The following is a 23,442-nucleotide window of genomic DNA, read 5'->3' as shown; positions in this document are numbered from 1 at the left end:
CTGCCTATTCGTACAAATGATAAGCCTTCTTGCGCTCCACGAACAGACGGCTCTCGTCTGCGAACCTTTCCAGCAAGGCGTCCGGACTCTCCGTCCGGTACCCCTCGTCCCCGCCGAGCAGGTCGATGAACGGCCTCCCGCCCTTGCGGTAAGGAGCGAGGTATTCGAAGGCCGGGAACATCTCCCTGACCTTGAACAGCAGCCGTACGCCTGTCTCCACCGGACGGAGCGCCCTCTCGTCCAACACATGCACATATACGCCGCCGCATAGGGAGCCCTGGTGCTTGGACATATGCGGATTGAAATGAACCGGACGGAAATGCACACCCGGCAGCTTCAAGCCGTTCATTTCCTTGGCAAGGATTTCGCCGTCCACGAAGGGAGCCCCGATCGTTTCGAAGGGCGCCGTCGTGCCCCTGCCTTCCGACAGATTCGTCCCCTCGAACAGGCATGTTCCGGGATAGAGCAGCGCCGTATGGAACCTCGGAATGCCCATGGAAGGAGGAATCCACGGACGTCCCGTCTCCGGGAACAGCATGCCGCGCTTCCAGCCCCGGCATTCCGCCACATGCAGCTCGGCGTTCCAGCCGCGCTCCGCATTGGCCATCGAGGCGACCTCCCCGGCCGTCAAGCCGTAGCGGACGGCCAAAGGATACCCGCCGACGAAGGAGCTGAACTCCTCCCTCAGCACATTGCCCTCGACCGTAACGCCGTCCAGCGGATTGATCCGGTCCAGCACGACGAAGGGAATGCCCGCGGCGGCGCAATCCTCCAGCGCGTACAGCATCGTATAGATGAACGTATAGTAGCGCGTGCCCACGTCCTGTATATCGTACACGACGATATCGACCTCGCGCAGCATCTCCCCGGTCAGCCTCTTGGAATCCTTGCGGTAGAGGCTGTAGACCGGAACCCCGGTCTGAGGGTCGACATAAGCATCAACCAGATCGCCGGCGCCGAGATTCCCGCGTACCCCATGCTCCGGGGAAAAGAGGGCGGCAAGGCCGTACCGCCCATGCAGCAGATCGATCGTGGAGCGGAATTCCGCATCAAGTCCGGTCGGAGCCGTGATCAGGCCGATGCGCTTGCCGCGCAGCAGGCCGTCATAATCCGAGATCCGGTCGATGCCGTTCTGAATGGAAGTCATCCCTGCCTCCTTCTGCGGAAGACGCCGCGGATCCGCCGCCTCCCGCTATCCGGCCGAAGCCGTTCGGTATTCATCCCGGCCGCCGCTTACAGCTCGGATTGGCGCAGACGCATCGTCTCCGGCGGGATCATGAACGTCTCCGCGTACTCCTTGCGGGCTTCGAGACCGCGCACGCGTGCCAGGCTCTTGTAATAGTCCATGTAATTGAATGACTTGCTGCCGGTGACGAACCAATGGGTGGACAGAGCCTCGATCCAGAGATCGAACGCTGCCTGGTCGAAGTCGACGTAGACGTAAGGGACGTAGCCGACCGCGTCCTCCCAGTTCTCCCCGTAATACAGCTTGCCGGCAAAATGGGCCGGATGCTTCCGCTCCATCGCCTTCAGTCCGGCGAAAAACCGCGCGTCATTGACGATCCGGTGCGTCGTGGCATGGTCCTTGTGCATGCTGTTGCAGTGATGGGTGATGATGATGTTCGGCTTCACCTCGCGTATGACATCGCAGACGCGCAGGCGGATCGCCTCGTCGTCGGGAATCTCTCCGTCGGGAATCTCGAACACTCTCGCTTCGCCGCCGAGCATGCCGGCGAACATATGGGCTTCGCGGATTTTTTGGTCGCGGTATTCGTTCACGTCCCGGCCCTCGGGCACGCCTCGCTCGCCTGCGGTCAGCGCCAGTGTCGCGATGCGGTCGCCCTTCAGATAGTGGCTGGCGAGCACGCCGCCCGCCACCAGCTCGACGTCGCCTACATGCGCGCCGATTCCAAGAATCGTCAAAGGCTTTCTCTCGCTCATGTTCAGAGCTCCTTTCTCATGACGGCGAATTCCTTCACCGTCCTGAAACCGGCTTTTTCGTAGATGCGCAAAGCGGGGTTGCCGCTTCCGGTGTACAAGGACATGTAGTCCGCGCCGGCGGAGCGGAACGCTTCGCAGAGGCGGAAGAACAGGATCGTGCCAAGTCCATGTCCTTCATGGCCGGGCTCGACCCCGATGCCGGCGAAGTAGCCGCGCCCGGTGTCTTCGCGGATGACCGGCCCGGCAAAGCCTGCCGCCCGCCCTTCATGGGCGGCGAGCAGCACCGGCACGCCTGAAACGGCCGCAGAAGCGATCTCTTGCTTCCAAAGCGGGTTGCCGAGCGCCTCCAGCATCTCTGCCAGTCCGGAATGCCGCGCAGCATCGAGCCGCTCCACCCGGTAGCCGGCAGATGCGGCCCGCTCTTCCTTGGCTCGGATTTCATCCGGCACGGAGAAATCCGCCAAAGGCAAATACATGGCCTTCTGAATTGCCCGTTCGGCATAACCGCGCTCCAGGAGCAGGCGGTGAAGGGAGCTTCCTGCCGGAACGCCGGGAGCGTTGTTGTGCTCATGTCCCGGCGTATCCGGTATGTACCAGGCCAGCCTCATCGGATTGAAAAAGAGGATCTCCGCCTGTTGCTTGCCTAGCTCGCGGAACCGGCGCTCCAGCTGATCCAGCAGCCGGCCCCTGGCTGCATCCGCCTCCGGGCCGCTGCGGACGACGACGCAGGTGATATAACCGGCGACGTCGCCGAGCGGCAGCCCGTCGCCTGCGCAGCCGACGGCAAACCCATCGACCCGGCCTTCCTTCAGCAAGACGAAGGCCGTCCCCGCATCAAAGCTCGGATGCCCGGTCATGGAGGACCGGAGCCGCTCAGCGCTCAATTCCTTATAGCCGTCGGGCACGGCTTCCTCGTTCCAGAGCGCGACCGCTTCCTCTTCATAGCGGTTGTCCCATGCGGCAATCACGATGCTGTCCGCCTCCTTTGCCGGCCGCCCGGCCGGCATCGCTTCAGCCCCGAGGGATTCTTCCCGCAGGCCGGCTCGTCAACCTTTGACGGCTCCGACAGTGACGCCTTCCAGGAAGTAGCGCTGCAGGCTGAAGAACAGGATGAACATCGGCAGCGCCGAGACGGTCGCGCCCGCCATCATCGGAGCGAAGTACGTCGTGTTGGCGAAGCGGAAGTTCTTGAGTCCGACCTGGATCGTCTGCATGTCCATCGTGTTGGTCACGAGGAACGGCCAGAAGAACGTATTCCACGATTCCATGAACGTAAGGATGGCCATGACGGCCATGACGGTTTTGGACAGCGGCATGACGATGCGGGTGAGGATCTGCCACTGGCTGCAGCCCTCCACCTTGGCGCTCTCCAGAATTTCCTTCGGTATGGAGCCCATGAACTGCTTGGCCAGGAAGATGTTGTAGACAGTGACCAGGCTCGGCGCGATCAGCGCCGTATACGAGTTGGAGATGTTGAAGACGTTGACGATGAGGATGTACAGCGGAACCTGCGTCACCTGGTACGGAATCATCATGGCGACGAGCAGGACGCCGAACAGGACCTTGCTGCCCCGGAAGCGGATCTTGGCGAAGGCGTAGCCCGCCATCGTGGCGAACACGACGTTGGACGCCATCGTCACGGTCGCGACCAGCAGGGAGTTGCCCAGCCACCGGTACGAGTACTCGCTGTAATCGAAGAAGAACTTGTAGGAATCGAGCGTGATCTTCTCCGGCCACAGGGAATAGCTGACCGCCCCCGCCTCCACCGGATCTCCGAAGGAGGAGATGAACATGAAGTAGATCGGGAACAGCGTCGCCAGCGCGAACAGCAGAAGGAGGAAGATGATGACGGCATTGCGGAGGCTGCGCAGCATCGTGTTGCCTAAGTGAGTGTTGTATAAGCCCATATTCCGGCCTCCTTCCGCTTAATATTCCACGTCTTTGCCCAGGAACTTGAACTGGACAAAAGCCATGACGGCGATGACCAGCGCGAGCACGAGCGACTGCGCCGCGGCATTGCCGAATTCGAAGTATTTGAATGCCGTGTCGAAGATCAGCAGGCCGACCATCGTCGTGGAATGGTCCGGTCCGCCGCCGGTCATCAGGTAGGCGTTCTGGAACACCTGGAACGAGCCGATGACTCCGGTCACGAGCAGGAACAGCGTGGTTGGCTTGAGGCAAGGCAGGACGATATGCCACATCTTCTGCAGGAATGAGGCTCCGTCGATATCGGCCGCTTCATAATAGCTGCTGTCGATGCCGAGCAGGGCGGCGACGTAGATGATGATGCTCGTTCCGTGGCTGGACAGCCAGGACATGAGCACGAGGGAGAACATGGAGGTCGCGCTTGCGCCGAGCCAGTTCTGGTTGCTGATGCCGAAGAAGCCGATCAGCTGGTTCAGAATGCCCGACTGCAGCGGATCGAAGATCCACAGCCATACGACGGACAGGGCGACGCCGGAGGCGACCGCCGGAAGATAGTAGATGGCTTTGAAGCTGGTCTGCATCCATTTCTTGAGCGGCATGATGAGAATCGCCACGCCGAAGCTGAGCATCAGCGCGACCGGGACGGTCAGCACCGTATAGAGCACGGTATTGCCCATCGACTTCCAGAACAGGTCGCTCTTGAAGACGGAGACATAATTGTCGAGGCCGACATACGACGAGCCGAGCGGCTTGTAGTCCTGGAAGCTGATGATGAAGGCACTGACGACAGGGTAGGCCGTGAACATGGCGTAGACGACCAGAGCGACGGCGATGAAGGCGTAGGCCCAGGCTCCGTCCCCTTTGTTCAAACGGTATTTGGTCTTGATGGTTGAAGCTTCTCGTGCCATGATGCAGGACTCCTTTCCGCTTCCGCTGGTAGGCTTCCAAGCTGATCGACTTGGCCGCCTTGACCGGCGGGCGTTCGCTTGCCTGGAGTAGAGAAGGAAAGCATGCGCTTGTCATTCTTTCCGATCCGATAAAAGAGATCGGATAGCCGCTTGTGGCGGCTATCCGAGGTGGCGGCTATCCGAGCAAGTGGCTAATCCTGTACGACTCCGTCCGCGCCGAACGTGTCGATGGCGGCCTTTTTCACGTCCTCGTACATTTTTTCCGGCGTCGTTTCGCCCGCGAGCAGCGCTTGCAGCTTCGGCACGATGACTTCCGTCTCCAGCTTGATCGCCTTGGCGCCCAGCTCGGCCGGGATGTCAGGACGGGCCGGAGCGGCCGTCGACAGCAGATGCTCTACCGCCGCCTTGTTTTCCGGGCTCTGCTTGCTTTCCATGCCTTCGGCAGCCTTGCGCGAGCTCTTCGTGATCGGAGCGGAGAACAGCTCGCCATTGGTCGTTGCGGCAACCTGGCCGCTGGCGAGGAAGTAAGCCGCTTTGGCGACATTCGCTTTATGCTCGGCCGTCGGCTCTTTCTTGCCGCGGAACGTGACATAACCGTCGACGATGGAGTTCGCTACGGCCGGCTGGCCTGCGAAGGAAGGAACCGGAAGCACGACGTAGTCGGTCTTGATGCTGTCCTTGACGGCGCTGCCGTCGTTCTTGTCGATCTTCTCGTTGTTCAGGCGCGACGAGTTCTCGAAGACGGCCATGCCTTTGCCCGTAATCATCGTCTGGCCGGTCAGGAACATGTTCCAGCGCTTGCCCGCGTCGATGGAGCTGAGCTCCTTGGGCATCGAGCCGTCGTCGATCATCTGGCGGATGTTCGTCAGCAGCGTCAGGTAGTTCTTGCTGGTGTAGGCATATTTGAGATCCTTGTCGAAGGCGGCAGGCATGCCGGCGTTCTTGACGAGAATGCCGAGGTAGTCCTTGGAAGTAACGCCCGCGGTGGCGAATACGAAGCCGTAGCGCTTCGTCGTATTGCCTTCCTTCACGACGCCTTTCTTGATCGCCTCGCGGAACTCGTCGAACGTCCAGCCGTTCTGCTGCACCTTCTTCCAATCAATGCCGGCTTCCTCGAGGAACGGCTTGTTGCCGCCGATCGCGTGGACTTCCATGTAGGCCGGGAAGCCGTACAGGCCGTCGCCGTTGTACATATATTTCAAGGGACCTTCGTCGAAGTCGGCGATCATCTCCGGCGTCGCGGCGTCCTTGATGTCCATCACCATGCCCATCGGAACGTATTTGGAAATGCCTTCCGAGCCCATGAAGGCGATGTCCGGAGGGCTGCCGGCGTTCACCTGCGTATCCAGCTTCTGGGTCATGTCTTCCCAGCTGGCCGGCTCGATTTTCAGGGTCAGGTTCGGATATTGCTTGGTGAATTCGGCTTCCATCTGGTTGAAGTTGGCCTGGAAGTTGGCTGATACCGGAGGCAGAAGGGCTGTAATCGTGTCTTTCTTGGCGCTGGCGCCTTCCGAGCCGGTATTGCCGGCTGCGGCATTGCCGCCGTCATTGTTGCTTCCGCAGGCGGATACGACGCCGGCAGAGACGACGAGCGCAAGTGCGGTTGCGGCAAATCTTGATCTTTTTTTCATTTCAAGATCCTCCCTTTTTTTGGTGAGCCAATTCTATAGGTTCGCATCCGGCCCTGAGCGGTTTAGTTGGCCTGTGCGCAGATACGTATCGCTGCCTTGAGGTTGCCGGAGCTGGCATCCAGCGCCGCCCTCGCCTCATCCGGCTCCAGGCCGGTCTGGATCATCATGATCGCAAGCTTGCTGTCCTTGGAAGCCCTTTCAAGAGCGCTTGCCGCAGTCGGCTCATCGGCTCCTGTAGCGTTCCGGATGATACGCAGGGACCGGTCGTACAGCTTCTTGTTGCTCGCCTTCAGGTCGACCATCAGGTTGTTGTACGTCTTGCCCAGCTTCACCATCGTGCAGGTGCTGAGCATGTTGAGGACCAGCTTCTGCGCCGTTCCCGCCTTGAGCCTCGTGGAACCGGAGATGACTTCGGAACCGACGACCGGAGCGATGCAGATGTCGCACACTTCGCTGAGCCGCGTCCGCTTGTTGTTGACGACTCCAATGGCTGCCGCTCCGATTTCGCTGGCCCGACGCAGCGCTTCAATGACATAGGCGGCGCTGCCGCTGGCGGAAATGCCCACGACGACATCCTTGTCGGTGACGCCGATCCGGTCGATTGCCGCGCGGCCTTCGTCCCCGTCGTCCTCGCAGCCTTCCACCGCCGTCCGCAGCGCCTGGTCCCCTCCGGCAATATACCCTTGGATAAGCAGCGGATCAACGCCGAAGGTCGGCGGACATTCAGAGGCGTCAAGCACTCCAAGCCTTCCCGAGGTTCCGGCTCCGATGTAGAACATGCGGCCCCCGTTCGACAACGATTCGTAGATGACGTCCACGGCCTCGGAAATCAGCGGAATCTCGGCCGCTACGGCCGCCGGCACTTTGGCATCCTCCCGGTTCATCAGCTGCAGCATCTGCTCGGTCGAGCATTCGTCGATGGACAGCGTATCGGGATTGATTCCCTCCGTCGTCAAGCTGGCAAGGTATTCATTCATCTTGATTCCCCTAACGTGATCTGGATCGCGGCGCCAAGGCGCCTGCGGATCGATTCGTTGATTGCGTCTTGCATCTCTAATATTAAGCATTCGCAAACGGGATGGTCAATACATTTTGAAATAAATTTTTAGAATAAAACATTTTGTTGATATTTTATATCAGATCTTGTCCAAAAAGAGCTTTTTCATGGGAGTTAAGTTAACATAAGTCTCGGTTTCCCGCATCCCACAAAAACAGGGCATCCGAGGCTTTACGCCCCGAACACCCTGTTTATGGAAGATTTTAATAAATCATCCTTGCTATCTCCTGCGTTTGCTGGCGATGATGTTATGGCTGCGGGAGAGATAATGCTTCACCTGCTGGTAGTCCGCGCTCGCCACTCCGGCGAAAAGCATGTCGATGACGGTCAGCATGGCGATTCGGGAGCCCATCGCTCCGCTGCGGATGGTGATCTCCGGCGTGGAGATGCTGAGCAGCAGGTCGGCTTTCTCGGACAGCTCGCTCTTGCCGTACTTGGTAATGGCGATCGTCAGCGCCCCGCTCTTGCAGGCGATGTCGAGGGAATCCAGAATCTCCTCGGTATTGCCCGAGTTCGAGACGAAGATCGCCACGTCGCCCTCGCGCAGCAGCGTCGCTGCCGTCAGCTGGCTGTGGCCGTCAAGATAGGCGTGGCAGTTCTTGTTGATGCGCGTGAACTTCTGCTCCGCATCCTCGCACACGAGTCCCGATGCGCCGATGCCGAACAGGAAGATGCGGCTGCAGGTGCGCAGCTCCTGGACCGCGCGCGCCACGGCATCCCGGTCGAGCAGGCTGAGCGTGTCCTCGATGGACATCATGTTGTTGCGGCCGATATTGGAGATGATCGTCTGCAGGTCGTCTCCCGGCTGGATGTCGGTATATTGCTCCTCGCCGGTCTCTTCCTTGTAGCCGAGCGCGGCCGATATGCTCACGATGAAGCTGCGGTAGCCGCTGAACCCCATTGTCTTGCAGAAGCGCAGGACGGACGCGTCGCTGGTCCGGCTTCCCTGCGCAAGGTTCTTGATGGACAGATGCGGAATCTCGTCCTTGTTCTCCAAGATATACTCTGCTACCAAGCGTTCGACAGGAGTCAAGCTGTCTTTCCGCTCACGGATTTTGATGAGAACGCTGTCGTTGATTGCCATAGGCCGCCTCCTGCCGTTTCCGGGTGAAAAAAGGATGTATGAAATGCGCAGCATTCTATTATTCTCTACTGAAGCGGCCATCTGCCTTCGCCGCTCGAGAGGACGATGCGTTTTGCTCGGCTGCCGCTTGGCTGGCGATGTAATCTGCTTGTTCAGCGCCATTATCGTATACGCTCCCGGTGCGAAAAACAAGGGTTGTCCGAGCAAAACGGCTTGAACCTCTCTTCGGGCCGCTGAAGGCTCGCGCGGAATAGAGAAGTCTAGATCCAGGATGGCGATAAAGGGGAATCCAGCTGTCGCCATTCAGATGCTAAAATTTTATTTTAATTATTTATATACCATTCGAATAAAAATTTCAATTTTTCATTCCCGTACCGGACAACCTGTGCTAGAATAGCCCACATAACGGAATGACCCCTGCAAAACGGCTTCGCCTGCTTGGCGGCGGAGCTCGACAGCCGCTCGCGCGGACAAACGGCAAGCCGCATTTCTCAACATCCGGTTGGACCAGCAAAGGCTAGAGGAGATGGAATACGAGATGAAAATCGCCATTATCGGAGCCGGCAGCACGTACACGCCCGAACTGATCGAAGGCATCATCAAGCGCAAGGACGGGCTGCCGGTCAGCGAGCTCGCGCTGATGGACATCGACGAGCGGAAGCTCGGCATCGTCGGGGGACTCAGCGGGCGCATGATCGAAGCGGCCGGCATGGATTGCCGCGTCGCGCTCACTCAGGATCTGGACGAAGCGCTGCGCGGAGCGGACTTCGTGCTCGGTCAGATCCGCGTCGGCAAGCTGCCGGCCCGCGTGCTGGATGAGCGCATACCGCTGAAGCACGGCATGATCGGCCAGGAAACCTGCGGCATCGGCGGCTTCTTCAAGGCGATGCGCACGATTCCGGTCATGCTCGACATCGCCAGACGCATGGAGCAGCTGTGCCCGGATGCCTGGCTGATCAACTTCTCCAACCCGGCCGGCATCCTGACCGAAGCCATCCTTACCCATACGAAGGTGAAGATGCTCGGCCTCTGCAACGTACCCTACAATATGTTCAAGAGCATCCGCGCTTCGATGGAGCTGCCCGATGCAAGCCTCACTTATGTCGGCCTGAACCATCTGAGCTGGATCACGGCCATCGAGCACGGCGGCAAGGACTACCTGCAGGAAGCGCTGGACATGGGCCTCAACAGCGAGACGATGAAGAATATCCCTTCCAGCGGCTTCAGCAAGGAGCTCGTGCAGCTCGTCGGCGCCATCCCTTCTTCTTACCTGGAATACTACTATTTCAAGAACAAGAAGCTGAAGATTCTCATGGAAAGCCAGCAATCGCGCGGGGAGCGCTGCATGGAGATCGAGGAGGACCTGCTCGGCATGTATGCCGACGCCAAGCTGCACGCGAAGCCGGAGCTGCTGGCTTCCCGCGGCGGGGCGAACTACTCCGAGGTGGCGATCAGCCTCGTCGATGCGATCTGGAACGACAAGCAGGAGATCCATGTCGTCAATCTGCTGAACAACGGCGCTCTAGGCTTCATGGAAGACGGCGACGCGGTGGAAATATCGGCTGTCATCGGCAAGGACGGAGCGAAGCCGATTCCCCAGCCGGAGCTGGACAACGCCCATATCCGCGATTACATGCGGATGATCAAGGCCTACGAGCGCGAGACGGTCGCTGCCGCCGTGTCCGGCAGCGAGGAAGCGGCCATGCGCGCCCTCATGATGAACCCGCTCGTCGGCGATTACAACGCGGCCCGCGCCTGCTTCGACGAGCTGAAGGAAGCTCACCGGGAATATCTCCCGCAGTTTCCGTAAGGCGCCGAGGAGGACCATCACATGAAGAACGCATTCGTCATCGGCGTTGACGGCGGCAACAGCAAGACCGATTATTATTTGTTCGATCTGAACGGCAGGAAGATCGACTCCATCCGCTCCGGCACATGCAGCCACGAGCAGTTCAAGGACGGCTACATCAGCGCCAAGCGGGTCATGGGAGAGCAGCTCGGCCTGCTCCTCTCCCGCAACGGGCTGCGCGCCGAGGATGCTGCGGCAGCGGCCTTCGGCCTGGCCGGAGCGGATATCGCCTCCCAGAAGGCCAGCCTGAACCAGATCATCGGGGAGCTCGGCTTCGCCCGCTTCGCGATGGACAACGACAGCTTCCTCGGAGTGAAGGCCGGCAGCGAATCCGGCAGCGGCATCTGCTCCATCAACGGGTCGGGCGCCTGCACCGGAGGCATCTCGCCTTCCGGCCGGCGGCTGCAGATCGGCGGGGTCGGCAGCGAGCTGTCCGGCGACGAGGCCGGCGGCTACTACTTGGCGCGCCGGGCGCTGCGCATCGTCTATGACGCCTTCTACCGGCTCGGCCAGCCGACCGCCATGACCGAACCGGTCATGAGGCTGCTCGGCCTGGACGACAAGGAACGGTACATCGAGCGCGTCGTCGAGGCGGCGACTTCCCGCTCCCTGCCTTATACGGAGCTCGTCACCGTGCTGCTCGAGGCCGCCGCATCGGGAGACGAGGCGGCGTTCGCGGCGGTCGATCATTCCGCCCGCCAGATGGCCCTGTCCGCCGCAGGCTGCATCCGCGGGCTCGACTTCGGAGAGGAGCCGGTCGACATCGTCATGGCCGGCTCCGTCTGGGTCAAGGCCGTCTCCCCCATCATGCGGGACCGGTTCAAGCATCATGTCGGAAGCCTGTCCGGGCAGGAGTGCCGCTATGTCCTGCTCGAAGCCCCGCCTGCTGCCGGCGCCGTACTCTGGGCGCTGGAGCTGGCGCTCGGCAAGCCCGCGGAGAAGACGGTCAGGGAGCGGGTTTTGGGCTCCGTGCAGTAGCGGGAATCAACGACAGACGTCAACACGCCGGCGGATCCTCCGATTTTTTCGCCTAAGAGATGAAGCTCATCCCGGGAGCAAAGCCAAAAGACACCTTCAAGTTATAGTGAAGGTGTCTTTTGGCTTGGACCTCTGACCGTGACCGCCGAGTTGAAGCGAGCCGTTCCGGGATCAAGGTCCGTGTCAGCCGTAATGGGGCGGCTGCGCTCTATCTGCTCTGTCCCACCGAGAGAGATGAAGCCGCGATCTCGATCTGCCTCTGGTGATGGCGGTCATGGTCGACGAATTCTCCCACAACGTAGAGCAGCGAATAAGGGCTGCCCGTATGCGGGCAGTGGGAGACGCCGTTGACGGATACGGCCCGGAGCATCTCCCCCTCTCCGATGGAGCGCAGCAAGGCGCACAGCTCCTTGCGCGTATCGGCGAATTCCGCGAGCAGCTGCTCCTGCTTCACCCCGGATTCGGCATACTCGTAGGCAGACGAGTTGAAGGCATCGAACTCGGGAAAGATGATTCCCTCCCCCTTCAAGACCGAGGGTACCGTATAAATGATCAGATACCGGTCCCAATTGAGCAGATGAGATACAATCCCCGCGATCGTGGCCTTTCCCTCCGCTATCGGGCGATTCCAAGCCTGCTCGGCGACGTCAAGGCTCCTTGCCCACTTCGATGCCGATTCGAATTCGTCTAAGACAGCTGAAATGTCATTCATGAAGCAAAACTCCTTTAACCCGCAAACTTTATGTATGCCATTATTTTAACACAGGAACATACGTTTGTGTAATAGCGCACCGTACAGATAACGATTTTTTGCTGCTTGCTCCTTTATGTTCCGGATTCATTCATGCAGCTGCGGCAGGAAGCCGCCGGACGCCATCGTTATTACCGGCTTGCCGGACCGGAGGTCGGCCAGGCGCTGGAGGCCATGCTTGTCATCGCGCCGGTCAAGGCTGTGAAGTCGCTGCGCGAATCGGTCGAGCAGAGGCATATGCGACATGCCCGCACTTGCTACGATCATCTCGCCGGCAAGGTAGGGGTCGCGCTGACCGACCGTCTGCTCGCCCTCGGCTTCCTCTTCCATTCCGGTCCGGATTACGCGCTCGCCGATGCGGCCCAGGAGAAGCTGCCGGGGCTTGGTGTCGAAGTCGACGCGCCGCCAGGCTTAGCAAGAGCGCGGGGAAGAGAGCCATCCAGCTTTTGTCCAACACAAAAAGACGACGCCGTCCAGGCGCCGTCTTTCCTTTTTGCGGTTATATTCCGGTCGCCACGGCTCTCGCACCTGCGGCGCGGGCCCGCACATGCTTCAGCATCGAGAGACGGTATCGGGTCCAGAGAATTCGAAGCAAGCCGTACATCGCCGCGGAAACGAGGATGCTGTTGAGCACGGATCCGATCAGGAAATCAACACCGATGCCGCTCAGCGCGCCAAGGCTGTCGGCCGTCTCCTCGTAGCTGATGTCCGCGGCGGGCTCGGAGAGAAGCTCGTCCAGCTCCGGCTCGGCCGGGCGGGCAAACAGCTCTCTCGCCAGCTGTCCAGTGAGGTAGTTAGCATAAAAGAGAAGCGGCCACAGAAAGGTCCCGGCGGAAGCCGCGAACAGCCCGGAGACGGCATTGCCGCGGAACAGGCGGATCAGGCCGAGCGACAACGCGAGTCCGATGCCGAAGGTCGGGTACCAGCAGGGAAGGAATCCGAGAACGGCCCCAAGCGAGATCCGGTGGGAACCTTGGCGCTGCCGAAGCAAGCGAATGCCGTGATAGGCTAGATTCCTTTTCCAGCGCTTGAGCCGCATCCGATCCCTCCCAGGTTGGCCGCTATTTAGAGCGAAAGATAAATTTAGGCATAAAAAAAGAGTCCCGAATTTTTTCAAGACCTTATTCAACATCATAACAGAGCGGACCGAAACAGTCTATATTTTTTTGGCTCAGTATGCCAGAATTTTCTCCGTACCCATTTTAATCTACGGAGGCTATGCTTATGATTCCAATCCGCTTCAAACCATTCCGTTCCGCGCTGCTCATTCGGGAAGCCATCGGTTGGACGCTCCTTCGCCAATGGGCATTATCCGAGGTCTACCGAACAACGCTGCCTTCCGGGGAAACTCGAATCGTCAAGTGGGGAGGCAAGGAAATGGCCGCCGAGCATGCCGTCTATCGCGATCTGGTTGTTCCGCTTCGTCTCAAATCCCCCCGCATCTTCGGCTCGTTCGAAACGGAAGACAGCGTCACGATCGTCATGGAGGACGTGGGAAAAGGCAATCTGGAGCTTGATCCCGCTCCCGCCGCGTTCCTCGAAGCCGCCAGGGAGCTGGCTCGGATCAGACGCGTCGCAACCGCGAATCTGGACATGGCGATTCCAACGGAAATAAGAGTCTCGCATTCCCTTTACGCTGCCGATTTTCTCCATCATCTGGAAAGGCTAGCCGCCTCGCCGCAGCTTGCGGGCAGCGCAACGATTGTGAAAATGCAGGGGCTTCTGCCTGCCCAGCTGGAAAGGCTGTACCGGACCGTTCCGATGACTATCGCCCACCATGACTACCGCGCCAAAAACCTGATTGTCCGAGAGGACGGTTCCATTCTGCCCGTCGATTGGGCTCTAGCGTGCCTGAGTCCCGATCTGAGCGATCTTTACGGCCTTGCGCAAGATGCACGCGAGCATGCAGGAGTAGATCGGGAACAAATCCTCTCCGCATATCGGGAGATCGAGGATGACATGACGGCCGGCGAGCTGGATTGGCAGGTCGCTATCGGAGGGCTTTGCTGGCTGGTCAAAACCTTGAGTTGGATGGTTGACGGAGGTACCGAGGCGATTCCCGGCTCGGATGCCTGGATCCCGGGCATGCTGGAGGAGACCGCCAGGCTGCTGAATGAGCTGTCCGCATCTTCATGAATCGACCGGTTCGGTCAACGAATAATAGAACTCTTCCGGAAATGAAGGCGAAGAACGGCAGGAGCATGATCCTGCCCCATCTCTTCCCAATCCGACAATCCCATTCCGGTAGCCGTCGCCGACCATCCGAAGGCTTCGGCCAACGCGGCCAATTTATTCTCGGCGCAAGCCTCTTCCCTCTCCCAGATCTCGGCCAGCCCCGGCTTGTCGGGACCCTCTTGCTGGAGCGGAAGCCATTTGGACAGCTGCCCCTTCCTCTTGCGGCGCTGCCCCGTCATCCCGTTATAGAGCTCCGGGTCGTTGATGAACATATCCGCTGCCCGCCCCTGCTCGAAGAGCCTCATCCGAAGCAGATCGCTGTCCAGAACGGCATTGCTCACAGCGTATGTGCCAGCGCTTAGCGACAGCTGCGCCGTTATGCCGTCGAGCTCGTCCCAATCGCCAGCCTCGATTCCCTCATCGTAGATGGTCAGCCACTTGCCGTTCCGATCCCAGGCTACGTGGATCGTGCGGCCGGCCGGGACCTCGCTGCGTTCGTAATTCCTTCCGTCCATGATGGCGTCCAACGCTTCCTCGAGCTCGGCCAACGTCATGGTACGGGGTATCTCGAGCTTGATATTGCTGAAAAAAGACCCCATTCCCTCATTCCTCTCTGTATCCTTCCGGTCATTTCACGCCAATGCTACCGATGCTGGGCATAGACATTCGCCTTGCTAAGCCCGCGGATGATTCCGACTTCCTCCTCCGTCAGCTCCGGCACCTCGGAAGCAGCGATATTCTGCAGCAGCTGCTCGCGCGAGCTCGCTCCCGGGATGGCGGCAGCGACGGCCGGATGGCTCAGCGAATAGCGGATCGCCAGCTGGGTCATGCTCCGCTGCGGAGCGGCCAGCCGCTTGAGTCCGCTCCGCAGCTCGCCAAGCTCGTCCAGGCTGTAGTCCGTCACTCCCTTGGCAGGCTGACGGTTCTCCGCAAGCGCACCGCTCGCAAGCGGGCCACGGGCGATGACGGAGATGCCTCGGTCCTCCAGAAGAGGCAGAACCTCTTCCTCGGCACGCCGGTCGACGATGCTGTAAGGATTCATCACGCTGGCCATCGAGGAGCGTGCCGCATATTCCCGGATGACGTTGGGCCGGATCGAGGAAATGCCGTATTCCCGAATGACTCCCTCGCGCTTCAGCTGCTCGAACGCTTCGATCGTCTCGCCGATCGGATCCTCGATCGTCCCTCCGTGCAGCTGGTACAGATCGATATAGTCCGTGCCGAGCCTTCTCAGGCTCTCCTTCACGGCGGACAGGATATAGGCCTTGGACGGATCCCACGTCCAGCCCTCCTGCCCGGGGTAGCGCCGGTTGCCGACCTTCGTGGCCACAATGACGCGGTCCCGGCGTCCCTTGATCGCCCGGCCGACCAGCTCCTCATTGCGCCCGGCATCGTACAGATCCGACGTGTCCAGCAGGTTGACGCCGAGCTCCAGCGCCTCATGGACAAGCGCGACCGCCTTGCCCTCCTCCGTGCCGAGCGACATGCAGCCGAGGCCGATCTCCCCGACGAGCAGCCCGGATGAACCGATTCGATTTTTCTTCATATCCGATTTCTCTCCTTTCGCGCGCCTCAATAGGCATTCAGCATACCATTCCATCTCCTGGACCGCACGCCGCCATTCCTTCGACCGTCCTGGACGAGCGGCAGTCCCGCTAGTTCCCTTCCCACTCCGACATGAACTGGTCCAAATACCCTGCCATATACCGATGGCGCTCCTCCGCGATCTGCCGGGCGGATGCCGTATTGATCCGGTCCTTCAGCTTCAGCAGCTTCTCGTAGAAGTGATTGATCGCCGTGCTCTTGGCCTTGCGGTATTCTTCTTTCGTCATCGATTCGCGCGGCGGCAGCTCCGGATCGTGGATCGGGTGGCCGATCACCCCGGCATACAGGAATGCCCTGGCAATGGCGATCGCTCCGATCGCATCGAGGCGGTCCGCATCCTGCACGACTTGCCCTTCGATACTGCGCATCGGAGGATTCGCCCCCGCATTGTAGGACATCGTCGAGATGATCTCCATCACATGCACCCTGTCCCTCTCTTGCACCAGCTGGATCTCGAGCCAGTCCTCCACTTTCCGGAGCCCGCTCTCCTTGGACTCGTTCAGCTTCTCGTCCGCCACGTCATGCAGCAGAGCCGCCAATACGCTGACGAATCGATCTGCCCCCTCCAAGGAGGCGAGGCGATCCGCCATCTTGGCCACCCGGTGCACATGCCACCAGTCGTGTCCGGTCAGATCGCCTCCCAACTCGGATTTGGCGAAGCTCTCGGCTTCGTTCAGAATAAGGGCATGCCGGGTATCTGTGGACATCGTCGTTCATCTCCTAAGAATGGTCGCTGTGTTCTTTCTATAGTCATGGACGGCAAGGCTGATATGCTTCATTCTAAAAAAAGATCCCGGTCTTGTCATCCTCGGTCCCTTCCGCCGGCCGATCCGATTCATGCAAAAAGGCATCCCTGGAGCGGGATGCCTTCGTTCTATCGATGGGACAGGAAAAAAGCCCTTGAATGCAGATTCAAGGGCTTTTGCTGGAAATAGGAAGCGGCACGGGGAAACGACCCGGCCTTCAAGCCGATCGCCCTCTGCTTCCTCCGTGCTATTTCCCTGTAAATACGGCCATTCCGTTATCCCCGCTGTAAGGTGCGCCTCCGGGAATCGTCACGAAGCAGATGATCAGCCTGTAGGACTGGCCTGTCGGGATGGCTTGACTGAAAGTCAGGACGAAGCTTTTGTTCTGGCCGTCGACCGGATTGATCGAAACCCGGCTTCCCGTCAAGGCATTATCAGGCATTACTTTATCATCCTTGCCCAGCGTCGCAATGCCGCTCGGCACTACGTCTGTCGTGCTCTGAACCCAGTAATTGGACGGCCGCATGCCTTTGACGACATCCACGCTGCGATCATAGGTGATCTGAATTTGATTGGCCGACACCTGGGACAGCGTTTGCAACATCGGAATCGGGTCTTTGGCGGCGTTGGCGCTTCCTTGGCCCTGGACTGCAAACAAAGCGATGGCTGCGATCGCCATCAGTTTCAAAAAAGCGGTTTTCATGGAAAGTCCTCCTTTCTTTGAGCGAAGCTACCTGAATGATTTCCTATGCCAGCTGCTTTTATGCATGCGCGGAAAGGTCTGCTTCCTTTTCTCGAAAAAAAGCCCCGCTGCTCAAGAGCAGGGAACTCAACGAAGGATTGCGGACAATTGTATAGGTGCAATCCGCAGGCATAAAAAAAGGCCGGAACCATTCCGGCCGGCGATCAAACAAGCAAGGATATCTCTACTTCGAGCGGTACAGCAAATAAAGAAAATACGGGGCGCCGACTGCCGCCACGATGATTCCGGTCGGAATTTCCGCTGGCTGCAGAATCACCTTGGCGATCGTATCGGCAGCCATGACGAGCAGCGCTCCGGACAGAGCCGCGACCGGGAGCAGCGCCTGATAGCGCTGCCCGACAAGACGGCGGGCCAGATGCGGGGCGATGAGGCCGACAAATCCGATGCTGCCGCTGACGGCCGCGCAGGATCCAGCCAGCCCGACCGCCGCGGCCAGGAGCAGAGCCTGCTCCCGGTTCACGAACGTTCCGAGTCCTGTTGCCATAGGAGTGCCCAGGTTGAGCACGTTGAGTGTCCGGGCCTTGAACAAGACATAGGGCAGGAGGACCGCGATGAACGGCAGCAGCGCCAGCACATAGCTCCAATCCTTGCCCCAGATGCTGCCGGCCATCCATGTCGCGACGAACTGGTACTGCTCCGGGTTGATCCGCAGGGAGACGACGATCGTCACCGCGGCGAAGCCGGAGTTGACGGCGACGCCGTTCAGAATGAGCCGGTTCGAGGACAGCCCCATATGCCTTCGATACGACAGCAGGAAGACGAGCGCGGCTGCGACTCCTCCCCCCGCCCAGGCTAGCAGAGGCAGCAGGTAAGCCGGAGTTGCGGCCGGCGCCGGATAGTAAGCGATGAACAGCAGCACGGTCAGCCCCGCCCCCGAATTGATGCCGATGATTCCGGGATCCGCGAGCGCGTTGCGCGAGAGCGCCTGCAGCACGGCCCCGGATACAGCCAGGCCGGCTCCGATCAGCAAGGAGATGACGATCCGCGGCAGGCGGAAGTCGAACAGAATGAGCTGCTGGCGCTCCGTCCCGCCTCCCGCCAGCGTCCGCAGCACATCGATCGGAGAGAGCCGGATCACCCCTGTATTCATGCTGACGACAAAAACAATGGCGATCGCAGCGCTCAGGATGGCGGCGACAAGCAAGGCTTTCCTGCGCTTGCGCCGCTCCGATTCGGACATGAACATCGTCTATAGCTCCCTCCTCTCTTTGTTGGCCAGATAGATGAAGAAGGGAACGCCGATCAGCGAGATCATCGCTCCGATCGGCGTCTCGAAGGGCGGATGGACCGTCCTTGCCGCCAGATCGGCCAGCACGACGAGCAGCGCTCCGAGCACGGCTGAGGTTGGGATGATCCACCGATAGTCGACGCCGACAAGCTTGCGCGCCAGATGCGGCACGAGCAGCCCGACGAAGGAGACAGCGCCGACGGCGGACACCGCTGAGCCCGCCAGCACGACGACGATGGCGAGGCCAAGCCCCTTCACCAGCCCGGAGCGCAAGCCCAGTCCGCGGGCAACCTCTTCGCCGAGGCTCAGCATCGTGATCGATCGGGAGAGGGCCATGGCGCCGGCAAGCGCAATGGCGATCCATGGCGTCATGATCTTCAGCTCCAGCCAGCGCATGTTGGCGACCCCTCCCGCGAACCAGAAGGCCAGATCCTGGCCGATGCGGAAGTACAGGGCGATGCCTTCGCTGAGAGCTGTCAGCAGCGCCGAGAGCGTCACGCCGGCGAGAACGAGCCGCGTCGGCGTCAGCCCTCCGCGGACGGATGAACCGAGAGCGAAAACCAATGCCGCGCTCAGCGCTGCCCCGACAAACGCCAGCAGCACGACATAACGGTACGGAAGACCAGGCAGGAAGGCGAGGCAGAGTGCGATCGCGAAAGCCGCTCCCGAATTGAGGCCGATGAGGCCCGAATCCGCCAGCGGATTGCGCGTCATTCCTTGCATGACCGCTCCTGCAACCGCGAAGCTGCTGCCGACGAGCATGCATCCGAGCACTCGCGGCAAGCGCAGCTCCTGAATGACCTGATGCTCCTTCAAGTCGGAGTTGTAATGGAAGACCGCTTCCCATACCATCCGGAACTTGATGTCCATCGCGCCGAACGAGACCGACAGCGCCAGGCTGAACAGAAGAGCCGCCACCCCGGCAACAATCAGGACAAGAGCCGTCCTTGGCCTGGAATGGAGCTTATGTAAGGCGTCGTCCGCCTTATCTCCGGCAGGCTGTCCGCCGTCCCTTCCCTTGCGAGTCGTTGCTGCCATAGTCCCGATTCCCCAGTCTGCTTGTAGTTGCAGGCGTATTCGGCCTCCCGGCCGGACACCCGCATGTTGCGGTGAACTCCCGCGTTGATAAATGGAGTTCCAGGGCTTTGAAAAATAAAGTTCCAAGGTTTTAATAAATAAGTTCCAAGCGAAAAAAGGGAGCCGCGGCTCCCTCCTATCTTTCCATTCTTATTTTACGATATCCTTGAGCAGATTGTCGACCATCTGCGAGCTGGCAATCGGACCATAGTAGAGCCAGCTGGACGATTTCGGATATTCGAATACGTTGCCGTTCTTGACGGCCGGCACGGATTTCCACAGGGCGTCATTCAACGCCGCGGATCCGGAGTCCTTGTCGCTGTTCACGAGAATGAGGTAATCCGCATCCAGGTCGGCCAGCTTCTCCAGCGAGATGGCGTTCCAGTTGCCTGCGCCCGAGGCGGAAATCTCCTTGACGACTTCCGGCGCCTTCAGCCCCAGATCCTTGTAGAGCACCGCTCCGCTCGACAGCTTGTCGCTGACGACGAAGAATTTGCCCTGGACGAGCCAGACGGCGGCAACGGATTTGCCCGGAATCGCAGCTTCCAGCTTCGCCTTGGCGTCTGCGGCCTTCTTCTCGTAGTCGTCCAGCACCTTTTGGGCTTCGTCGCTCTTATGAAGAACTTCGCCGATCTTCAGCAGCGCCTTGCGCCAGTCGTTGTTCACTTCGTCGCCGAGCACGAAGGTCGGGGCGATCTTGGCATACTGATCGTACTTGCCGCCTTCGACGGCGCTGTTCGAGCCGATGATGAGCAGATCCGGATCGAAGCTGGTCACCGCTTCAAGCGGAAGATCGTATGGAATCGTCGGGAGATCCTTCAGCGAATCCTGCAGGTACTCCTGGGTGCCGTTCGCTACAGACCACTGGGCTGCCGGCTTCACGCCGAGCGAGACCAGGTAGTCCTCCAGGTAGGAAGCGATGATGCGCTGCGGATTGGCCGGCACTTCGACCTCGTGGCCGAGCCCGTCCGTCATTTTGGATTGCGCCGGCGTCGCAGCCGGAGCCGTCGAGGCTGGCGCCGGCGATGCGTCGTTGCCTGCCGCCGTGTTCGAATTATTGCCGCTTCCGCAGGCTGCGAGCAGCATGGACATGAATGCGATGCTGAGCAGCAGGGCAGGAACTTTCAGCTTGCTTTTTACCACGGGATATCCTCCTTGATGATGGAACCGATGCCGCCATCATTGCCGGCTTGCCGATTCGCAATTCATGACTAGTCTGTTGCGCCTGCCGATATCCAATCCGGATAGACAGATTTTGAAACCCTCAGTTAGTAATGATAATCAATATCAGTTGATAGATCAACCTATTTGGCCTATTTCAAGAAAATAATGTGTCCAAAATGCAACAGATCCCGTCCTTCCGCGGGAAACAACCGGTTCTTCCAAGCCGTTTACCGCCCATATGCCGGAACCATGCCGTTAAAGCCGCACTCATGAGTCGATGCCCGACGAAATATCGAGGCCGTACAATGGCTGTAGCCCGATTTCAACCCATCCCACATCCAGGAGGATTCCATGGACGCCAAGCAACTCATTCCATGCTCATATTAGCGAGATAATAGGACCTTTTCTGCTGTGTTTTTGCAGGTATCAGGGGCATGGAGCTTGAATGTATTTATAGAATTGAAATTTCAAAGGAGGGATCGCGCTTGCCGACGATTCAAATCGAGGGAAAAGAAGCTCTTCAGGCGGGCGAAGGCACGAAGCTCGTGCTCGCGCTGGAGGATAACGGGGTCGATATGCTCCACCGCTGCGGCGGTAATTCCCGATGCACCACTTGCGCAGTGGAAGTGCTGTCCGGCGACGCCCCGGAGATGGGAGAGGCGGAAGCGGCCACCCTGAGGAACAAAGGCATCGAAGACCCGTCCGTCCGGCTGTCCTGCCAGATCCGGCTGGAGAACGATCTCGGAATCCGGCTGATCAAAACGGCCTCGTCGACGGGATTGGAGCCCGGGCCGCGTCCCCAGGACTGAACGGAGCCTCACGCACTCTTTTCTTGAACCATGGGTTAAGTCAACAAAAAGGCCAGGCAGAGTCCCTCAAGGACACCGCCTGGCCTTTATTTGTTCACCTGCAAGGGGCGAGCTTCTGCAGCAGCTCGTTCCTTAGCGTCCAAAAACCGGGCCGCCCTCGGAGCCTTCTGCCCGCCTCACAAATTCTGCATCGTCACTCCGGCCTCCGGATCGAAGGCGAGCATCTTCGTGCCGATCTTGTCGATGAAGAAGCGGTCGTGGCTGACCGTAACGACGGCGCCGGGGAAATGGATCAGCGCCTGCTCCATGACCTGGATGCTCGTCAGATCGAGATGGTTCGTCGGCTCGTCCAGAATGATGACGGCGGCGCCGGACAGGAGGCATTTGGCCAGCGCCACCCGCGCCTTCTGCCCGCCGGACAGATTGCCGATCGTCTTGCTGAGATCCGCCTCCGAGAATTGGAGCATGGACAGGAACTTGTTCACCTTCTTGCGCGGCGCGTCAAGCCCGAGTCCATAGGTGTTCACGGCATGGCTGACCGTATCCTTCGGATCGAGCTCCTCCCACATGCGGTTGAAGTAGGCGTACCCGACGCCCTTCTCCCAGCTCACCTCGCCTCTCTCCGGCTTCTCCTGTCCCGTAAGCGCCTTGATGAGCGTCGACTTGCCGCTTCCGTTCGGACCCGTGATGACCAGACGGTCTTCCTTCTGAATATCGAAGCTGACGTTCTCGAAGATGATCCGGCCGTCGTAGGCCTGTCCGATTCCTTTGACCTCCGCCAGCTTGTCCGGGAACCGGAGCCTCTCGTAAATGTCGGTAATGAGCACGTTCACGGGATGAGGCTCGATCCGCTTCCTGCTGTCCGCCAGCTTGCGCGACAGCCGGTCCTTGGCCGACTTGCGCTCCGCCCGGCTGTCGATCGCTTCCGACTCCATGAGCAGGAGCTCCTCCTCCCACTCGAACTGGCGGTCGAGCTCCTTCTTGCGCATCTTCTTCTTGCGGACGTAATCAGTGTAGTTTCCTTCATACTCCTGGAAATGATAGTTCTCGATCTCGATCGTCCGCGTGACGACCTTATCGATGAACTGGCGGTCATGGGAGATCAGGATCATGGCGCCGCCGAACCGGTACAGCCACTGCTCCAGCCAGGCGATTCCCTCGATGTCCAGGTAGTTGGTCGGCTCGTCGAGCAGGACGACATCGGGCTGCTCCACGAGCAGCTTGGCGAGCGCGGCGCGGTTGCGCCAGCCTCCGGACAGCTCGTCCACCGGCTGATGGCGCGAGCGGTCGTTGAACCCGAGCTTCGTCAGCACCGTGTTGATCTCCACGGACACGTTCCAGCCGTCCAGATGCTCCATCTGCTCGAACAGCTCCGCCTGCCTCGAGAGCAGCCGGTCCATCTCGCTGTCATCCGTGACGGTGCCCAGCTTCTCCGCCACCTCCTGCAGCTCCCGCTCGATCAGGGCCACCTGCTCGAAGCACAGCTCCAGCTCCTGCTGGACGGACAGGCTGCCGCTCATCTCCGAAAATTGGGAGAAGTAGCCGATCCTCGCCTTCGGATCAACCTCCACCTTGCCCGATGTCGGCTCATCCTTGCCCATGATCAGCTTGAACAGCGTCGACTTGCCGGCGCCGTTGCGCCCGATGACGGCGACGCGCTCGCCCTGGCTCACGCGAAAATAAATTTCGCGGAATATAAGAGCATCCTCGTATTTCTTCGTGACATTTTCAAGCCGTATGACGCTCATCT

The 23,442-nt window shown here is 59.7% G+C and carries 23 protein-coding genes; 4 read left to right on the top strand and 19 right to left on the bottom strand.

Translation table 11 applies throughout. The features are described from left to right. Window positions 1-4 precede the first annotated feature (4 nt). From AC06G8_RS00990 to AC06G8_RS00955, 8 genes are all read right to left on the bottom strand, one after another. Window positions 5-1,147, bottom strand: a complete 1,143-nt coding sequence (locus AC06G8_RS00990) for an exo-beta-N-acetylmuramidase NamZ family protein (protein WP_480284142.1) — start codon at window positions 1,145-1,147, stop codon at window positions 5-7. An 86-nt stretch (window positions 1,148-1,233) separates the two neighbouring features. Further along, window positions 1,234-1,941, bottom strand: coding sequence for a PIG-L deacetylase family protein (locus tag AC06G8_RS00985; RefSeq protein WP_480284141.1), 708 nt, complete (start codon window positions 1,939-1,941; stop codon window positions 1,234-1,236). 2 nt (window positions 1,942-1,943) lie between these two features. After that, a complete protein-coding gene (locus AC06G8_RS00980) occupies window positions 1,944-2,909 on the bottom strand; it encodes a GNAT family N-acetyltransferase (protein ID WP_480284140.1) in 966 nt (321 codons plus the stop codon). Window positions 2,910-2,987: 78 nt separating this feature from the next. Then, window positions 2,988-3,848 (bottom strand): carbohydrate ABC transporter permease, encoded by an 861-nt coding sequence (locus AC06G8_RS00975; RefSeq protein ID WP_480284139.1) that lies wholly within the window; start codon window positions 3,846-3,848, stop codon window positions 2,988-2,990. An 18-nt stretch (window positions 3,849-3,866) separates the two neighbouring features. After that, window positions 3,867-4,775 carry a carbohydrate ABC transporter permease gene (locus tag AC06G8_RS00970; RefSeq protein ID WP_480284138.1) on the bottom strand — a complete coding sequence of 303 codons (909 nt, stop codon included), beginning with the start codon at window positions 4,773-4,775 and terminating at the stop codon, window positions 3,867-3,869. A 191-nt stretch (window positions 4,776-4,966) separates the two neighbouring features. Continuing rightward, entirely contained in the window at window positions 4,967-6,406 is a 1,440-nt protein-coding gene (locus tag AC06G8_RS00965; RefSeq protein ID WP_447665062.1) for an ABC transporter substrate-binding protein, read from the bottom strand. 62 nt (window positions 6,407-6,468) lie between these two features. After that, the gene (murQ, locus tag AC06G8_RS00960) at window positions 6,469-7,383 is read right to left on the bottom strand and encodes an N-acetylmuramic acid 6-phosphate etherase (protein ID WP_447665063.1); all 915 of its coding nucleotides are present in this window, start codon (window positions 7,381-7,383) and stop codon (window positions 6,469-6,471) included. Between the two features lie 300 nt (window positions 7,384-7,683). Further along, window positions 7,684-8,547, bottom strand: coding sequence for a MurR/RpiR family transcriptional regulator (locus AC06G8_RS00955; RefSeq protein ID WP_447665064.1), 864 nt, complete (start codon window positions 8,545-8,547; stop codon window positions 7,684-7,686). A gap of 538 nt (window positions 8,548-9,085) precedes the next feature. Between AC06G8_RS00955 and AC06G8_RS00950 the strand changes: the two genes are divergently transcribed. Both AC06G8_RS00950 and AC06G8_RS00945 read left to right on the top strand, forming a co-directional pair. Further along, complete coding sequence (locus tag AC06G8_RS00950) at window positions 9,086-10,357, top strand: 6-phospho-beta-glucosidase (protein ID WP_480284137.1); 1,272 nt, start codon at window positions 9,086-9,088, stop codon at window positions 10,355-10,357. A 21-nt stretch (window positions 10,358-10,378) separates the two neighbouring features. Then, on the top strand, window positions 10,379-11,374 hold the full coding sequence (locus AC06G8_RS00945) for an N-acetylglucosamine kinase (RefSeq protein ID WP_480284136.1): 996 nt from the start codon (window positions 10,379-10,381) through the stop codon (window positions 11,372-11,374). Window positions 11,375-11,582: 208 nt separating this feature from the next. Here AC06G8_RS00945 and AC06G8_RS00940 read toward each other — a convergent pair whose 3' ends face one another. The 3 genes from AC06G8_RS00940 to AC06G8_RS00930 form a co-directional block, all read right to left on the bottom strand. After that, the gene (locus AC06G8_RS00940; RefSeq protein ID WP_447665067.1) at window positions 11,583-12,086 is read right to left on the bottom strand and encodes a DinB family protein; all 504 of its coding nucleotides are present in this window, start codon (window positions 12,084-12,086) and stop codon (window positions 11,583-11,585) included. A gap of 126 nt (window positions 12,087-12,212) precedes the next feature. Continuing rightward, window positions 12,213-12,455: a hypothetical protein gene (locus tag AC06G8_RS00935; RefSeq protein ID WP_480284135.1), complete on the bottom strand. Its 243-nt coding sequence runs from the start codon at window positions 12,453-12,455 to the stop codon at window positions 12,213-12,215. Between the two features lie 169 nt (window positions 12,456-12,624). After that, entirely contained in the window at window positions 12,625-13,164 is a 540-nt protein-coding gene (locus tag AC06G8_RS00930) for a DUF2062 domain-containing protein (RefSeq protein ID WP_447665069.1), read from the bottom strand. Window positions 13,165-13,349: 185 nt separating this feature from the next. Between AC06G8_RS00930 and AC06G8_RS00925 the strand changes: the two genes are divergently transcribed. Further along, the gene (locus tag AC06G8_RS00925) at window positions 13,350-14,261 is read left to right on the top strand and encodes a phosphotransferase (RefSeq protein WP_480284134.1); all 912 of its coding nucleotides are present in this window, start codon (window positions 13,350-13,352) and stop codon (window positions 14,259-14,261) included. Window positions 14,262-14,275: 14 nt separating this feature from the next. Here the strand turns inward: AC06G8_RS00925 and AC06G8_RS00920 are convergent, their stop codons facing one another. The 7 genes from AC06G8_RS00920 to AC06G8_RS00890 all read right to left on the bottom strand — a co-directional run bounded on the left by AC06G8_RS00920 (window position 14,276) and on the right by AC06G8_RS00890 (window position 20,862). After that, window positions 14,276-14,899 (bottom strand): hypothetical protein, encoded by a 624-nt coding sequence (locus AC06G8_RS00920; protein WP_480284133.1) that lies wholly within the window; start codon window positions 14,897-14,899, stop codon window positions 14,276-14,278. A gap of 44 nt (window positions 14,900-14,943) precedes the next feature. Then, window positions 14,944-15,846 (bottom strand): aldo/keto reductase, encoded by a 903-nt coding sequence (locus AC06G8_RS00915; protein ID WP_480284132.1) that lies wholly within the window; start codon window positions 15,844-15,846, stop codon window positions 14,944-14,946. 109 nt (window positions 15,847-15,955) lie between these two features. Then, on the bottom strand, window positions 15,956-16,612 hold the full coding sequence (locus AC06G8_RS00910) for an HD domain-containing protein (protein WP_480284131.1): 657 nt from the start codon (window positions 16,610-16,612) through the stop codon (window positions 15,956-15,958). A 286-nt stretch (window positions 16,613-16,898) separates the two neighbouring features. Continuing rightward, window positions 16,899-17,354, bottom strand: a complete 456-nt coding sequence (locus AC06G8_RS00905; RefSeq protein WP_447665074.1) for a hypothetical protein — start codon at window positions 17,352-17,354, stop codon at window positions 16,899-16,901. 223 nt (window positions 17,355-17,577) lie between these two features. Beyond that, the gene (locus AC06G8_RS00900) at window positions 17,578-18,600 is read right to left on the bottom strand and encodes a FecCD family ABC transporter permease (protein ID WP_480284130.1); all 1,023 of its coding nucleotides are present in this window, start codon (window positions 18,598-18,600) and stop codon (window positions 17,578-17,580) included. Window positions 18,601-18,603: 3 nt separating this feature from the next. Continuing rightward, window positions 18,604-19,680 carry a FecCD family ABC transporter permease gene (locus AC06G8_RS00895; protein ID WP_480284129.1) on the bottom strand — a complete coding sequence of 359 codons (1,077 nt, stop codon included), beginning with the start codon at window positions 19,678-19,680 and terminating at the stop codon, window positions 18,604-18,606. 189 nt (window positions 19,681-19,869) lie between these two features. Further along, the gene (locus tag AC06G8_RS00890; protein ID WP_447665077.1) at window positions 19,870-20,862 is read right to left on the bottom strand and encodes an ABC transporter substrate-binding protein; all 993 of its coding nucleotides are present in this window, start codon (window positions 20,860-20,862) and stop codon (window positions 19,870-19,872) included. A 506-nt stretch (window positions 20,863-21,368) separates the two neighbouring features. Between AC06G8_RS00890 and AC06G8_RS00885 the strand changes: the two genes are divergently transcribed. Continuing rightward, entirely contained in the window at window positions 21,369-21,692 is a 324-nt protein-coding gene (locus tag AC06G8_RS00885; RefSeq protein ID WP_480284128.1) for a 2Fe-2S iron-sulfur cluster-binding protein, read from the top strand. Window positions 21,693-21,868: 176 nt separating this feature from the next. Here AC06G8_RS00885 and AC06G8_RS00880 read toward each other — a convergent pair whose 3' ends face one another. After that, window positions 21,869-23,440: an ABC-F family ATP-binding cassette domain-containing protein gene (locus AC06G8_RS00880; RefSeq protein ID WP_480284127.1), complete on the bottom strand. Its 1,572-nt coding sequence runs from the start codon at window positions 23,438-23,440 to the stop codon at window positions 21,869-21,871. Window positions 23,441-23,442 lie beyond the last annotated feature (2 nt).

Source organism: Paenibacillus sp. SJS-P3 (genome assembly GCF_056711585.1).
The sequence above is the reverse complement of the archived record's forward strand: the minus strand, read 5'-3'. Positions and strand labels throughout refer to the sequence as shown.